The sequence below is a fragment of the Streptomyces sp. NPDC127117 genome, from assembly GCF_042677325.1.
Taxonomy (GTDB): Bacteria; Actinomycetota; Actinomycetes; order Streptomycetales; family Streptomycetaceae; genus Streptomyces.
This window is the reverse complement of record NZ_JBHXTM010000017.1, coordinates 65,880-80,417: the sequence shown is the minus strand read 5'-3', so window position 1 is coordinate 80,417 and position 14,538 is coordinate 65,880. Positions and strand designations below refer to the sequence as shown.

Genomic DNA, 14,538 nt, shown 5'->3' with positions numbered 1-14,538 from the left:
CACAGCTGTCTTCATCCGACACCTGGAGTCCCAAGGAGCCGACCAGATGGCCAACTTCTCCAAGTCGAACGTGCCGCAGTTCTCCGTCGAGGTGTACCAGAACGAATATCTGCCGGAGGGCGGTCGCGAGGTCAACGCGATCGTCACGGTCACCTCGACCGGGGGCGGCACCACCGGCGGCGTCCCGCTGTCCGGTGGTGCCGCGTCGCCCGCGCACGTTCCCGGGCAGGCGCCGAACGCCGCCGTGGTGATCATGGTCGACTGCTCCGGTTCGATGGACTATCCGCCGACCAAGATGCGCAACGCCCGCGACGCGACGGCCGCGGCCATCGACACCCTGCGCGACGGCACCTCGTTCGCCGTCGTCGGCGGCACGCACGTCGCCAAGGAGGTCTACCCGGGCAACGGCAGGCTCGCCGTGGCCGACGCGCAGACCAGGGCCCAGGCGAAGGGCGCCCTGCGGGCGCTCAGCGCCGGTGGCGGTACGGCGATCGGCACCTGGCTGCGGCTGACCGACCGGCTGCTCGGCGCGGCCGATGCAGAGATCCGGCACGGCATCCTGCTCACCGACGGCCGCAACGAGCACGAGGCTCCGGAGGACCTGCGGGCCGCGCTCGAATCCTGCGCGGGCCGGTTCACCTGTGACGCCCGCGGTGTCGGCACCGACTGGGAGGTGAAAGAGGTCACAGCCATCGCCTCCGCACTGCTCGGCACGGCCGACATCGTCGCCGACCCGGCGGGGCTGGCCACCGACTTCACGCAGATGATGGAGAACGCGATGGGCAAGGAGGTCGCGGACGTGGCGCTGCGGCTCTGGACGCCCGTCGGGGTCGAGATCAAGTTCGTGAAACAGGTCGCACCGACGGTCGTCGATCTGACCGGCCGGCGCACCGAGACGGGGCCCCGCGCCGGGGACTACCCCACGGGCTCCTGGGGCGACGAGTCCCGCGACTACCACGTGTGCGTGACCGTTCCGCAGGCCGGGATCGGCCAGGAAATGCTGGCGTCCCGGGTGTCGCTGGTCCTCCCCGACCCGTCGGGCGGGGCTCCGCAGACCCTCTCGCAGGGCCTGGTCCGGGCCGTGTGGACCGAGGACATGGTGGCATCCACCTCGATCAATCCGCAGGTCGCGCACTACACCGGCCAGGCGGAACTGGCCCAGGTCATCCAGCAGGGGCTCGATGCCCGCAAGTCGGGCGACTTCGACGGCGCGACCGCGAAACTGGGCCGCGCGGTGCAGCTGGCGTCGGCCTCCGGGAACGAGGACACTGCGAAACTGCTTTCGAAGGTGGTGGACGTCGTGGACGCGGCGACCGGTACTGTGCGACTGAAGGCAAAGGTCGCGGACGCCGACGAGATGACACTCGAAACGCGCTCGACCAAGACGGTTCGCGTCAAGAAGTAGAACCGTTCAACAATCAGCAAACAGTAGGCACAGAGCCACGCAGTCGAGCCGCCCGGCCGGAATGATCCACCGGGAGGCGAAGAGCAGAAAAATACGCCGGCCACGAAGCCGGCCCAGGAGAGGGGGAAGCGCCGACATGCCGACCTGCCCGAACGGACACCAGTCGGGTTCCGATGACTGGTGCGAGGTCTGCGGCCATCGCATGACCGGCGCGGGCGCGCCTGCGGGCGCGGTCCCCCCGCCGCCGCCTCCGCCGCCCGCCCCCGGTTACGGCTTCCCGCCGGGCCCCGGTTCCGACGCGACCCAGGCCGCGGAACTCTGCCCGCAGTGCCGCACGCCGCGTGAGGCGATGGCGCCGTTCTGCGAGGAGTGCCGCTGGAACTTCCTCACGAACACGGCGACCTCGTACACCCCGCTGGCCCCGGCCCACGGCGTTCCGGGCCCGCCGCCCGGGCTCAACCTGCCGCCCGGCTTCCAGGCCCAGCAGCCGCCGGCCGCGCCGCAGCAGCGCGACCCGTTCGACTACCAGGGCTCGCGGCCCTCGCAGATGAACCGCCCGGCCGAGCCGCTCTCCGCCGAGCAGGGCAACCGGCCCGGTCCCCCGGCCCCCGGCCCCGGTCCGCAGTCGCCGTCGGTCCCCGGCCCGGGCCCGCAGGTACCGCCCGGCCCTGGCCCCGGTCCGGGTCCGCAGTCGCCCCCGCCGCCGTTCCAGCAGCAGGGTCCGCCGCCGCCCTTCCAGCAGCAGTCGGCCCCGCCCGCACCGTTCCAGCAGCAGTCCGCGCCGTCGCCGTTCCAGCAGCAGTCGGCGCCGCCCGCGTTCCCGCAGCCCGGTCCGCCGGCTCCGCAGCCGCCCGCCCCGCCGCAGCAACCGCAGGGGCCGCAGAGCAGCGACGACGACTGGATGCTGTCGCCGCCGTCCCGCACCCAGGGCCCGCAGCAGGCGCCCCCGGCGCAGCAGCAGCCGCCGTTCCCGGGGCAGAACCAGAACCAGCCGCCTGCGAGCTGGACCGCGGTCATCGCCCCGGACCGGGAATATTTCCTGGCGATGATGCAGCGCAGCGGCCCCGAGGCGACCGGGCTGAACCTGCCCGCGTACTCCCCGGAACAGCAGCTTCCGCTGGCCGGCAACCAGATCACGATCGGCCGCCGCAGGCACAGCACCGGCGAGTCCCCCGACATCGATCTGTCCGTGCCGCCGGAGGACCCGGGCGTCTCGCACCAGCACGCTGTGCTGGTGCAGCAGCCCGACGGCAGCTGGGCCGTGGTCGACCAGAACTCCACCAACGGCACCACGCTCAACGGCGCCGAGGACCCGATCCAGCCCTATGTCCCCGTCCCGCTCCAGGACGGCGACAAGGTGCACGTCGGGGCGTGGACGACGATCACGATCCGCCGCGACTGATCCGCGTCACACGCGGTCACCCACGTCACACGCGTCACACGGGCGGCAGTGGCCAGGCGTACGGCCCCTCGGGGTCGTCCAGCCAGGCCCACTGCCGCCCGTTCCTGACCGTGATGCCGAACCTCTCCCGCTCGGGGCGCTTCTCGCGCTGCCAGAGGGAGAGGGCCTCGTGCGGGTCGAGGGAACCCTCGGTCAGCGCCAGCAGGAACCGGAAGAGGTCGTTCTCGCTGACGCGCCTCGGCACCGCGCGGGTGTGCGGGCGCCGGACGTGCCGCACCGGAGCGCCGCGCAGCGGTACGAAGTAGGCGGCCGTGTGCAGGAACCGGCCCTCGGCGTACTTCCCGTGCGCCGCTTCCCGCACCCGCAGCGCGATCAGTCCGGTGGCGAACGGGGCCAGGATCCGGGCGCCCGGCACACACTGCTCCAGCCAGGACTGCGGTACGGACGGCAGGGTGCAGGTCGCGATGATCCGGTCGTACGGGCCGCGCCGGGGCCAGCCCCGGGCCCCGTCCCCGGTGATCACCGCCGGGTGGTAGCCGGCCGCGGCCAGGTGCCGGCGGGCCGACTCGGTGATCTCCGGGTCGAGGTCGACGGTGGTCACGGCGTCGTCGCCGAGCCGGTGGGCGAGCAGTGCCGCGTTGTAGCCGCTGCCCGCGCCGATCTCCAGGACCCGGTGTCCCTCCTGTATGTCCAGCTCTTCGAGCATCCGGGCCATCAGTGACGGCTGGCTGCTCGAAGAGATCAGTTCGCCGTCCCGGATCCGGGTGGCCAGCGGCCCGTCGGCGTACGCCCCGCGCAGCCACCGGGCCTGCCGGTCCGGGTCGGGGTCCTCGCACCACAGCCGGTCATGGCCGCCGCCCACGAAGTAGTACGGCACGAACAGGTGCCGCGGCACCTCCTCGAAGGCGGCCCGCCAGCCGGGATCGCCCAGCGCCCCGCCGGCCACGATGGACCGCACCATCGCCCACCGCTCCTCGGCGGCGGCAGCGGCGAACCGGTCGGTGTGCGCGTCCATACCTCCACCTTCCTGCGCCGGGGGCCGGGGTGCCAGGAACCCGGGCCGGCCGGCGGTTCGGTGAGAGGGACCAGTCTCTTTCGTTCGGATCGGGCCTGTCCGAGCGAGAAGCCCTAGGTCCCCGGTCCTCGGCCGGTGCGTCTGCGACGATGGACGGGTGACAGAGAATCCGCGCGACACGCTTCAGGAGCAGACCTTCTACGAGCAGGTCGGCGGCGAGGAGACCTTCCGGCGCCTGGTGCACCGCTTCTACCAGGGGGTCGCCGAGGACTCGCTGCTCCGGCCGATGTACCCGGAGGAGGATCTGGGCCCGGCCGAGGAGCGGTTCGCGCTGTTCCTGATGCAGTACTGGGGCGGGCCCCGTACCTACGGCGAGCAGCGGGGGCATCCCCGGCTGCGGATGCGGCACGTCCCGTTCCGGGTGGACCGGGCGGCGCACGACGCCTGGCTGAGCCATATGCGGGTGGCCCTCGACGAACTCGGACTGGCGCCGGAGCACGAGCGTCAGCTGTGGGACTACCTGACGTACGCGGCCGCCTCGATGGTGAACACCCAGGGCTGACCCCCGCCACCTGCGACTCTTCCCCGGGCACGGAATTCGGTCTTCCATCGCCGATAAACGGTCACAATCGGATCAAGTAGTCACGCAAGCGGTTTCCAAGAGCACATGCGTCTTGAAAGCATCCGTGGAACGCCGGGGGGCGTGTGTGTTTTTAGGGCCCAGGGGGGCGTGAGTGACGGGGTTCGTCTTTCTCCGGGTACGGGCCCACCGGCTCCTGCTCTCCGCGGCGGTGCTCGCCGTTCTGCTGACCACCTCGGTGCTGGCCGCGCTGACCGCCTTCTCCGGTTCGGTCGGTGACGCCGCGCTCCGCCACGCCCTCACCCACCGTTCGGCGGCCGAAGCCTCCCTCGTGATGTCCTCCCAGGTGGCGTCCGCGCAGCGGGAGGCGGCCGACGCGGTCGCCCGGAAGGCGGCCCGCGAGACCTTTAGCGGGCTTCCGGTGACCGTCCGGACGATGGAGACATCGGGGGCGTACGCGCTGCCGCGCGACCCGCGCGCCGGCGGCGGCGAGCCCGATCTCGCCCACTTCGCCTCGCTCGACCGCAGCCGCGTCCGGATCGCCGCGGGCCGCATGCCGGCGTCGGGCGGCGGGAAGCCGGGCGGCCCCGTCCAGGTGGCGCTGCCGCGGACCGCCGCCGAGGCGCTGAAGCTGAAGCCGGGTGCCCGGCTCACCGTCACCGACCGGCTGACCGACAAGCCGCTGCGCGTCCTGGTCACCGGCGTGTACGAGGTGTCCGACCCGGCCGATCCGTACTGGCAGCTGGACGAGCTCGGCGGGCGCGGCATCCGCAAGGTCGCCTTCACCACCTACGGTCCGCTGCTCACCGATCCCGCCGCGACCGGATCCGGACGGGTCAGTTCCGGGACGATGTCCTGGCTGGCGGCGGCCGACTTCCGCACGGTCACCACCGGCCGCATCGACGCGCTGCACGACGCCGCCACCGCCGCACCGAAGGCGCTGCTGGCCGCCCCCGAGTTCAAGAGCGGTGCCACCGCGCGGACTTCGCTCCCCCGGGTGCTGGAGCAGATCGACCGGGCGCTGCTGGTCTCCCGCTCCACGCTGATGATCGTGGCCGTCCAGCTGGTGCTGCTCGCCGGGTACGCGCTGCTGCTGGTGGCCCGGCTGCTGAGCAGCGAGCGCGACGGGGAGACCCGGCTGCTGCGGGCCCGGGGCGGATCGCGCGGCCGCATCACGGCGCTCGCCGCGATCGAGGCGCTGCTGCTGGCCCTGCCCGCCGCGCTGATCGCCCCGCTGCTCGCCGGGCCGCTGACCCGGCTGCTCGCGGGGCGCGGCGCGCTGTCCCGGATCGGGCTGCGGATCGACGGCGGAGCCACCGCCGCCGTATGGCTGGTCGCCGTCGTCACCGCGCTCTGCTGCGCGCTGGCCGTCGTGGCGCCCGCGCTGGCGGCGGGTGCCGGGGAGCGTCGGCCGGGCCGGGCCGCGGCGCTGCCCGCGCCGCTGCGTGCGGGTGCCGACCTCGGCCTGCTGGTGATCGCGGCGGTGGCGTACTGGCAGCTCGACCGACGGGCCACCGGGGTCGGCGGCGGTGTGCTGAGCGGGGACCGGGAGGGGCGGCTCGGCGTCGATCCGCTGCTGGTCGCGGCGCCCGCGCTGCTGCTGCTCGCGGGCACCGTGCTGACGCTGCGGCTGCTGCCGCCCGCGGCCCGGCTCGCGGAGCGCGGCGCGGCGGGCGGCCGGGGGCTGATCGCGGCCCTGTCCGGCTGGCAGTTCAGCCGGCGCCCGCTGCGCAACGCCGGGCCCGTGCTGCTGCTGGTCCTCGCGGTGGCGATGGGCATGCTGGCCGTCGGGCAGCGCGCCTCCTGGGACCGTTCGCAGGGCGACCAGGCGGACTTCAGGGCCGGTGCGTCGCTGCGCGTGATCACCGGCGTCGAGGACGATCCGGTGAAGTCGGGCGGGTACGCGCGACTGCCGGGCGTACGGGACGCGGCGCCCGCGTTCCGTACCACCACCGAACTCTCGGGCGACCGGACCGCCTCGGTCCTCGCTCTGGACACCGCTCACGCCTCCGAGCGGATGCTGATCCGCGACGATCTCGGCGACCGGCCGCGGGAGCGGCTGTTCGACCCGCTCGACCGGCCGGACACCGCACGGGCCGGACTGGTGCTGCCGCAGAAGAGCGAGCGGCTCATGTTCGACGTACGGATCACGGCGGCCGGGGCGCACGGACGGCAGGGCGAGGACCCGGTCCTCGCCGTGCTGCTGGAGGACCGCTACGGCCTGCCCTACCGGGTGTCGGCCGGAGCCGTGCCCACCGACGGCAGGGTGCACCCGGTCGCCTTCGCGGTGTCGGCCGCGGGTGACCTGGCCGTGACCGGCTTCGAGCTGAACGGCAACCGGCCGACCGGGGCGAGCGCGTCGTACCGGTTCGGCGTCGGCGCCCTGCGGACCGTGGCGTCCGACGGCACCGAGCGGCCGGTCCCGGTCCCCGAAGGCTTCCGCTGGGACGCCGGACTGACCGGCACCGGATCCGGTGCCGAGACGCGGGCCGGCGATCCCCTGGACGCGACGGCCTCCGCGAGGAGCCCGCTGGCCCTCACGTACGAGACCGGCGCCGCCCCGAACATGTGGGAGTACACGCCCGCCTACTCCGTACGGGCCACCGTGCCCCGCCCGAAGGCGCCGACGCCGAAGGCCATCGTCACCGACGCGTATCTGAAGGCCGCCGGAGCGAAGAAGGGGCAGCACGTCGATGTCACGCTGGCCGGTGAGACGGTCCGGGTGAAGATCGTGGACTCGGTGCGCAGGCTGCCGACCACCGGCCCCGGTTCGGACGACTCCGTCACCGGGGGCGGCCCGGACCGCGACGGCGGCGCGCTGCTGCTCGACTTCAGGGCCGTCGGCCAGGTCTTCGCGCAGCGCCCGAACGCCTCGCTCACCGCCAACGAATGGTGGCTGAGCACCGCCCCCGGGCAGGCCGCGAAGGCCGCCGCCACACTGCGGGCGCAGCCGGACACCGATCCGGCGCAGGTCCTGGTGCGGGACGAGATCGCGCGGGAGCTGGTCGGCGACCCGCTGGGGGCCGGGCCGCAGTCCGCGCTGCCCGCGGTGGCGGTGGTCGCCGCGGCCCTGGCGGCGGTCGGCTTCGCGGTGAGCGCCGTCGGCGCGCAGCGGGAGCGGGCCGCCGAGTTCGCCGTCCTGCGTGCGCTGGGCACCCCGCGCCGCAGGCTGACCAGGATGATCGCCGTCGAGCAGGGCGTGCTGATCGCGATCGCGCTGCTGGTCGGGACCGTGCTCGGGGCGGTGCTGAACCGCGCCGTCGTACCGCTCGTCGTACTGACCGGGCAGGCCACCGCGCCGGTGCCCGGGGTGCTGGTGCAACTGCCGGCCGGGCAGATCGCGGCGCTGCTGGCGGGCGTCGCCGCGCTGCCGCTGGTGATCGTCGTGTCCCTCGCCCTGCGCGGTGCCGACCCCGCGGCCTCGCTGCGTGTCCAGGGGGACAACTGACATGACTCCGCGTTCCGTCCGAGACCGCCGCACCCCCGCCGGTGCGCCCTGGGTCCGTACCCGGCTGCGCACCGCTCCCGGCACGGCCTGGGCGCTGGGACTGCTGGTGCTGCTGACGTCGTTCCTCGCGGCCGCCTTCCCGCGCGCCGTCGAGCGATACGAGAACGAGGGGCTGCGCCACGATGTCGCCGTCGCGGACCCCGGCCACAGTGTGCTGGAGCTGACCGCGCCGGAGCCCGAGCTCCAGATGCCCTCGGCGGAGCGCGCGGCGGCCGTCCGTGAGGCGGCGCTGGCGTCCGTCCACGACGGGGCGCGGTCCCTGCTGCCCGGTCTGGTGGTGCCCGGCACCGCCGAGTCCTCGTACGGCTTCCGCACCGGGAAGCCGATCGCCGCGCCGGACCGCTGGCTGGCCCGGCCGGACCTCGTCGACCCCCAGCTGACCTACTCCACGCTTTCCGCCCTCCCGGACCACGCCACCCTGCGCGCCGGGAAGTGGCCCGCCGTGCGCGGCGAGGTCACCGAGAACACCCCCGAGGTGGAGGGCGCGGTCACCGAACAGACGGCGAAGGCCCTGAAGGCCAGGGTCGGTTCGGTCATCTCCGTACCGACGCAGAGCGGGAAGCGGCTGGCCGTACGGATCACCGGCATCGTCGCCCCGACCCACCCCCGGTCCGCCTACTGGTCGGCCGATCCGCTGCTCCGGACCCCGGCCCTGGTCCCCCAACCGGCGCTGTACCCGCCGCGTTTCTACTGGACCGCGGCCGTTCTGCTGCCGCCGGACGCCGCGCCCGCGCTGCTCGCCACGGCGGGCGAACCGGAGTCGTTCTGGCAGTTCGCACCGGACGCCTCCCGCCTCACCGCCCCCGACGTGGCGGGGCTCCGTTCGTCGATCGCCTCGTTGGAGGGCGGCCCGGGTCTGGTCCGGCTGCGCGGAGTGGCCGGTGTCAACGCCTCGTTCGCGACCGACCTGGACAAGATCCTCACCGGGTACGGATCCCTGCGTTCGGCGATCGGCCCGGTCGTCACGGTCGCCGCCGTGGGCATCGGGGCCGTCGCCGCCGTCGTACTGCTGATGACCGTCGGGCTGATCGGCGGACGGCGCCGCGCCGAGCTGGCGCTGCTGCGGGCGCGCGGCGGGTCGCTGCGCGGGATCGGTGGCCGGCTGTTCGCCGAGACGGTGGTGATCGCGGTGCCCGCGGCGGCGCTGGGTCTGCTGATCGCCGTACCGCTCTTCGACCGGGCCCGGCTGTGGCCCTCCGCCGTCGGGCCGGCCGCTGTCGCCGCGCTGGTCTGCGTGGCCCTGCCGCTGGGCTCGGTGCTGCCGCACCGCAAACCACAACTGCCCGGGGCCCGCGACGACCTGATGGACGCCCGCCCGTCGCGGCGCCGTACGGTGGCCGAACTCACCATGCTGGTGCTGGCCGTCGGCGCGGTCGCCGGCCTGCGCCGACGCGGTACCGGAGCCGACGGCGGCAGCGACCTGCTGGTCAGCGCCGCCCCCGTGCTCGTGGGGCTGATCGCCGCCCTGGTCCTGGTACGGCTCCTGCCACTGCCGCTGCGGCTCGCCTCGCGCGCCGTCGCCCGGCGGCGCGGTGCGGTCGGCTTCCTGTCGCTGGCCCGTGCCGGGCGCGGCTCGGCGGGCGGCACCCTGCCGCTGCTGGCGCTGCTGCTCGCGCTGACCACGGCGGCGTTCGGCGGCTCGGTGCTCGCCGGGGTCGCGGACGCACGGGACCGGGCGGCGGTGCACACGATCGGCGCGGACGCCCGGATCAGCGGCCTCCTCGACTCCGTGCCGTTGCCGGACCGCCTGATCCGGCAGGTGCGGAAGGCGGACGGTGTGCGGGAGGTGGCGGCGGTCCAGGTCGTGTCCGGCGTGCCGCTGCCCGCCGACCCGGCCGGGAACAACCGCATGAAGAGCGCCGTCCTGCTGGGCGTCGACCCGGCGGCATACGCCCGGCTGGCCCGTACGACGGGCCTCGGCCCGTTCTCCGCCGACCGGCTGCGGGCCGCCGGACGCACGGCGGTGCCCGTGATCGCGTCGCCGTCCGTCGCCGCGGAGCTCGGTGACCGGCCGCGCGAGCTGTCCACGGCGGCCGGGGACCTCACGGTGCGGGTGGCCGGCATCGCCCCGCGCACCGCGGCCGTTCCCGACAGCGACTTCCTGATCGTCGACGCCCGGTCGCTCACCCGCCGGCAGACCACCACCCTGCTGGTGACCGGCGGCTCCCCGGACGCGAAGGAGCTGCGGGCGGCGGCCCGGGACGCGGGCAAGGGTTTCTCCGTACGGCTGCGCTCCGAGGAACGCGAGGCGTTCGTCGACACCCCCATGCAGCGGGGTGCCTGGGACATCTACGCGGCGGCGATCGTGGCCGGGGCGGGTTACGCCCTGCTCGCCGTCCTGCTGTCGCTGCTGCGGACCGCCCCGGAGCGCACCGCCCTGCTGGCCCGGCTGCGGACCATGGGCCTCACCTCCCGGCAGGGCAGACGGCTGCTCGGCCTCGAAGCGCTGCCGCAGGCGCTGCTGGCGGCCGTGGGCGGGGTGCTCGTCGGCTGGGCGGCGATCGCGCTGCTGGCACCGGGCGTCGACCTGGTGGGCCTGGCGCTCTCGGCCGGTCCCGGCTCCACCGCACTCGACACCGCTCCGTTGCGGGCCGACCCGTGGTCGCTGACGCTCCCGGCGCTCGGCGTGGTCGTCCTCACCGCCGCGGTGGCCGCCGGCCAGGCCCGGTGGGCCGCCCGCCGCGGACCGATCACCGAACTCAGGTCAGGAGACCCCCGATGACGCCGCCGGCCGACACCACACTCGCCGAGCTCGAACAGCGCGCCGCCGCACACCGCGACCGGCCCTCGTACGGGCACGACGCGCTGATCGCCTGCGACCGGCTGGTCCGCATCTTCTCCGCGGACGGGGTGGAGGTGCAGGCCCTCCAGGGCCTGGATCTCCTGGTCACCGAGGGCGAGTTGATGGCCCTGGTCGGCGCGTCGGGCAGCGGCAAGTCGACTTTGATGAACATCCTGGCGGGCCTGGACGTGCCGACGGCCGGGTCGGCGCAGGTCGCGGGCTGCGATCTGCTGTCGATGGGGCCGAAGGAACGGCTGCGCTACCGGCGGGACGTCGTCGGGTTCGTCTGGCAGCAGACCGCCCGCAATCTGCTCCCGTACCTCACCGCCGTCCAGAACGTCACCCTGCCGATGCAGCTGCGCGGCCGGGGCCGGGTCCGGGGGGCCGAACGGGCCGCCCGCGCCGAGTCGCTGCTCAAGATCCTGGAGGTCGCGGACTGCCGAGACCGGCGCCCCCAGCAGCTCTCCGGCGGCCAGCAGCAACGGGTGGCGATCGCGGTCGCGCTCGCCAACAACCCGTCGGTGCTGCTCGCCGACGAACCGACCGGCGAGCTCGACTCGGCCACCGGCGAGCAGGTCTTCGCGGCGTTCCGCCGTGCCAACGAGGAGCTGGGCACCACGATCGTGATCGTCACCCACGACCAGGCGGTGGCCTCCGAGGTCCGCCGCACGGTCGCCATCCGGGACGGCCGTACGTCCTCCGAGGTGCTGCGCCGCACCGAGGTCGACGCCACGACGGGCCTGGAGTCCCAGGTGGCCCGGGAGTACGCGATGCTCGACCGCGCGGGCCGGCTCCAGCTGCCCGCCGACTACACCCGGACGCTCGGGATGGAGCACCGGGTGATGCTGGAACTGGAGCACGACCACATCGGCATCTGGCCGGACGACGCCGAGCGGTGACGGGCCGGGGTGGTGCTGGCCCCAGGTCGCTTCGGCCGGGTGGCCCGATGTTCCCGCACCGGGTACGCGCCTAGCGTCGTGCGGGAGTCATCCACCTGATCCGAGGAGCACGATGCGCGTCGCCTCACTGGTCACCACCGGCCTGGGCCTGACCTGCTTACTCGCGGGCAGCGTGCCCGCGTCGGCCACCCCCGCCACCCCTGCCTCGCCCACCCACCAGCGGCTCGTCTGGGGCCCCTGCTCACCGCAGCAGCGGGAGCTGAACGAGGCGGGCGCGCAGTGCACGAAGGTGACCGTTCCCCTCGACTATTCCGACCCCGGCGGCCCGACGATCCGGATCGCGGTCTCCCGCATCGAGGCCGACACCGAGCACGGCGAGCGGCGGGGCATCCTGCTGTCCGATCCGGGCGGCCCGGGCGGCACCGGACTCGCCAACACCCTCTATCTGCGCCCCGCGTTGAAGGACGTCGCCGACCGCTACGACCTGATCGGCTTCGATCCCCGCTTCCTCGGCGAGTCCACCCCCATCGCCTGCGCCCCCGCCACCCCGACGCCCGCGCCCGGCCCGACCACGACCCGCCGCAAGGACTTCGAACAGTCGGTACGGTCCGCCCGTGACACCGCACGCCGCTGCCAGGAACACGGGGACAACGCCCGGCTCCTCCCGCACGCCACGTCCAGGAACGTCGCCCGCGACATGGACGCGATCCGCGCGGCACTGGGCGAGCGCAGGCTCTCGTACTACGGCGTCTCGTACGGCGCCGATCTGGGCGCCGTCTACACCCAGATGTTCCCCCGCCGCGCCGACCGCGTCGTCCTGGACTCCTCGACCGACCCGACGGCCACCCAGTACGAACTTTTCCAGCGGGCGGGCAGACCGCTCGAAGAGGCCCTGGACGCCTGGGCCGGATGGGCCGCACGGCAGGACGGCACCTACCGGCTCGGCAGGACACCCGCCCAAGTGCGGTCGAACGTCCAGCGGTTGCTCGACGGGGCCGAGCGGCGCCCGGTCACCGTCTCCGGCATCCGGCTCGACGCACCGTTGCTGCGGCTGGTGCTGAGACAGCTCATCCAGCACGAGGAGTACGACCCGGCGCTCGCCGGTACGGTGCGCGATCTGATCGATGCCGCCGCGGGCAGGCCGGTCGAGCCCGGCCCGGAGCTCGCCGCCATGCTCGAACTGCTCGCCTCGCCGGAACTGGCGGACAGCATGCTGGGCGGGGCCCTGTTCATGTGCGGCGACCACGGCTGGCCGGCCGGCGGCTGGCCGAAGAACCCGGAGACGTACTGGAAGAACATGGAGCGCAGCCGCGCCACCCAGCCCGTCTTCGGCCCGCTCGTCAACGGCATGATGGCCCCGTGCGCGTTCTGGAGGAGCACCTCGCGTGAACCCGCCACGGTGATCGGCAACGACGTACCCGTGCTGATGCTCCAGGCCCGGCGCGACAACAACGTCCCCTACGAAGGGGCACTGGCCCTGCACCACCGGCTGACCGGTTCACGGCTGGTGACGGCCGACATCCGCTCGCACGGGGTGTACGGGCGCGGACTCGACGGCCTCACCCCCGTCCCCTGCGCCGACGAGGCCGTCAACGGCTATCTGCGCGACGGCACCCTGCCCGGCACCGACCTGACCTGGCCCGGCACCGGGGAGGACCGGTGATCAGCAGACGAACGGGCCTGGCGGCCACGGCAGCGGCCCTGCTCACCGGAGCGGGCGGCCCCGCGGCGGCGGCCACCGCGCCCCGCCGAGCCTCCGGGCTCCGCGACCGGCTCCAGAGCGATGTGGACGCCATCCTGGCCACCGGCGCCACCGGCGTACTGGCCGAAGTGCAGAGCGCCCGCGGCCGGACGACGGCCCGCGCCGGATCCGCCGGGCTTCGGACCCCGCACCAGCCGGTCCCGTGGGACGCCTACTACCGGATCGGCAGCGACACCAAGACGTTCACGGCCACGCTCGCCCTCCAGCTGGCGGGCGAGGGGCGGCTCGCGCTCACGGACACCGTCGAGCGGTGGCTGCCCGGCGCCGTGCGGGGCAACGGCAACGACGGCCGCCGGATCACGGTCGCCGATCTGCTGCGCCAGACCAGCGGGCTCAACGACTACCTCGCCGTCTCACCGGACTCGGCCGACGCGTTCACCCCGGACGGCTACCGCCGCTCGCGGTTCCGCACCACCGACCCCGAGGAACAGCTGAAGGCGGCGCTGAGCCGGCCGCCCCTGTGGGTACCGGACCCGGAACATCCGGCCCGGGAGCGGCGCTGGGGCTACTCCAACACCAACTACGTGGTGGCGGGTCTGATCATCGAGCAGGTGACCGGCAACTCCTGGGCGCAGGAGATCCACGACCGGATCATCGAACCCCTGGGCCTGCGCCACACGTTCACCCCGGGAACCTCCCCGTACGTGCCCCGGCCCACGGCCGGCGCGTACACCTGGTTCCCCGGCTGCGCCCGGCCGACCGACACGACGTCGGCCTCCGGCGGCGGGGCGGACGGCTCCGTCATCAGCACCACCCACGACCACGGTGTCTTCCTGCGTGCCCTGATGAGCGGCCGGCTGCTGCGCCCGGCCCAGCTGGCCGCGATGAAGGAGACGGTCGTGGCCGGGGACTGGAGTGCGGCTGAGGGGGTCCGTTACGGACTGGGCATCGCCTGGCGCCCGGTGGCGGGGAGCAGCGGCGGGATCTGGTTCCACGGCGGAACCCATCTGGGGATCGTCTCCGAGAGCGGGGTGACGCCGGACGGTGCGCGGGCCGCGACCAGCGCCACGTTCACCCTGCGGATGGGCGACCCGGCACAGGACGCCCAGGACCTGGCCGCACTCCGGCTGGTGGACCGGGCTCTGACCGGCTAGGGCCCTGCGTCGGGATCAGGCCGGATCAGGGAGCGGGGTCCGGTGTCGTGCGTCGCGGGGCGGAAGAGGGAGTCATGGCTGAGCCGTGCCG

Annotated in this window: 9 protein-coding genes; 8 read left to right on the top strand and 1 reads right to left on the bottom strand. The window is 74.2% G+C overall.

The window, feature by feature from the left end; genetic code table 11:
• Positions 1-46: 46 nt before the first annotated feature.
• Both ACFVH0_RS17315 and ACFVH0_RS17310 read left to right on the top strand, forming a co-directional pair.
• The gene (locus tag ACFVH0_RS17315; RefSeq protein WP_385820993.1) at positions 47-1,405 is read left to right on the top strand and encodes a VWA domain-containing protein; all 1,359 of its coding nucleotides are present in this window, start codon (positions 47-49) and stop codon (positions 1,403-1,405) included.
• Between the two features lie 136 nt (positions 1,406-1,541).
• Positions 1,542-2,807 carry an FHA domain-containing protein gene (locus ACFVH0_RS17310; protein ID WP_385820991.1) on the top strand — a complete coding sequence of 422 codons (1,266 nt, stop codon included), beginning with the start codon at positions 1,542-1,544 and terminating at the stop codon, positions 2,805-2,807.
• Positions 2,808-2,841: 34 nt separating this feature from the next.
• Here ACFVH0_RS17310 and ACFVH0_RS17305 read toward each other — a convergent pair whose 3' ends face one another.
• Positions 2,842-3,822, bottom strand: a complete 981-nt coding sequence (locus ACFVH0_RS17305) for a methyltransferase domain-containing protein (protein WP_385820989.1) — start codon at positions 3,820-3,822, stop codon at positions 2,842-2,844.
• Between the two features lie 157 nt (positions 3,823-3,979).
• Here ACFVH0_RS17305 and ACFVH0_RS17300 point away from each other — a divergent pair, with 157 nt between their 5' ends.
• The 6 genes from ACFVH0_RS17300 (at position 3,980) to ACFVH0_RS17275 (ending at position 14,447) form a co-directional block, all read left to right on the top strand.
• Positions 3,980-4,384, top strand: a complete 405-nt coding sequence (locus ACFVH0_RS17300; protein ID WP_385820987.1) for a globin — start codon at positions 3,980-3,982, stop codon at positions 4,382-4,384.
• Between the two features lie 172 nt (positions 4,385-4,556).
• Positions 4,557-7,850 carry an FtsX-like permease family protein gene (locus ACFVH0_RS17295; protein ID WP_385820985.1) on the top strand — a complete coding sequence of 1,098 codons (3,294 nt, stop codon included), beginning with the start codon at positions 4,557-4,559 and terminating at the stop codon, positions 7,848-7,850.
• Position 7,851: 1 nt separating this feature from the next.
• Positions 7,852-10,632 carry an FtsX-like permease family protein gene (locus ACFVH0_RS17290; RefSeq protein WP_385820983.1) on the top strand — a complete coding sequence of 927 codons (2,781 nt, stop codon included), beginning with the start codon at positions 7,852-7,854 and terminating at the stop codon, positions 10,630-10,632.
• Positions 10,629-11,591, top strand: a complete 963-nt coding sequence (locus ACFVH0_RS17285; protein WP_385820981.1) for an ABC transporter ATP-binding protein — start codon at positions 10,629-10,631, stop codon at positions 11,589-11,591. The genes ACFVH0_RS17290 and ACFVH0_RS17285 overlap by 4 nt, the downstream gene beginning before the upstream one ends.
• 112 nt (positions 11,592-11,703) lie before the next feature.
• Positions 11,704-13,254: an alpha/beta hydrolase gene (locus ACFVH0_RS17280; protein WP_385820979.1), complete on the top strand. Its 1,551-nt coding sequence runs from the start codon at positions 11,704-11,706 to the stop codon at positions 13,252-13,254.
• On the top strand, positions 13,251-14,447 hold the full coding sequence (locus tag ACFVH0_RS17275; RefSeq protein ID WP_385820977.1) for a serine hydrolase domain-containing protein: 1,197 nt from the start codon (positions 13,251-13,253) through the stop codon (positions 14,445-14,447). The genes ACFVH0_RS17280 and ACFVH0_RS17275 overlap by 4 nt, the downstream gene beginning before the upstream one ends.
• The last annotated feature ends 91 nt before the right edge of the window (positions 14,448-14,538 follow it).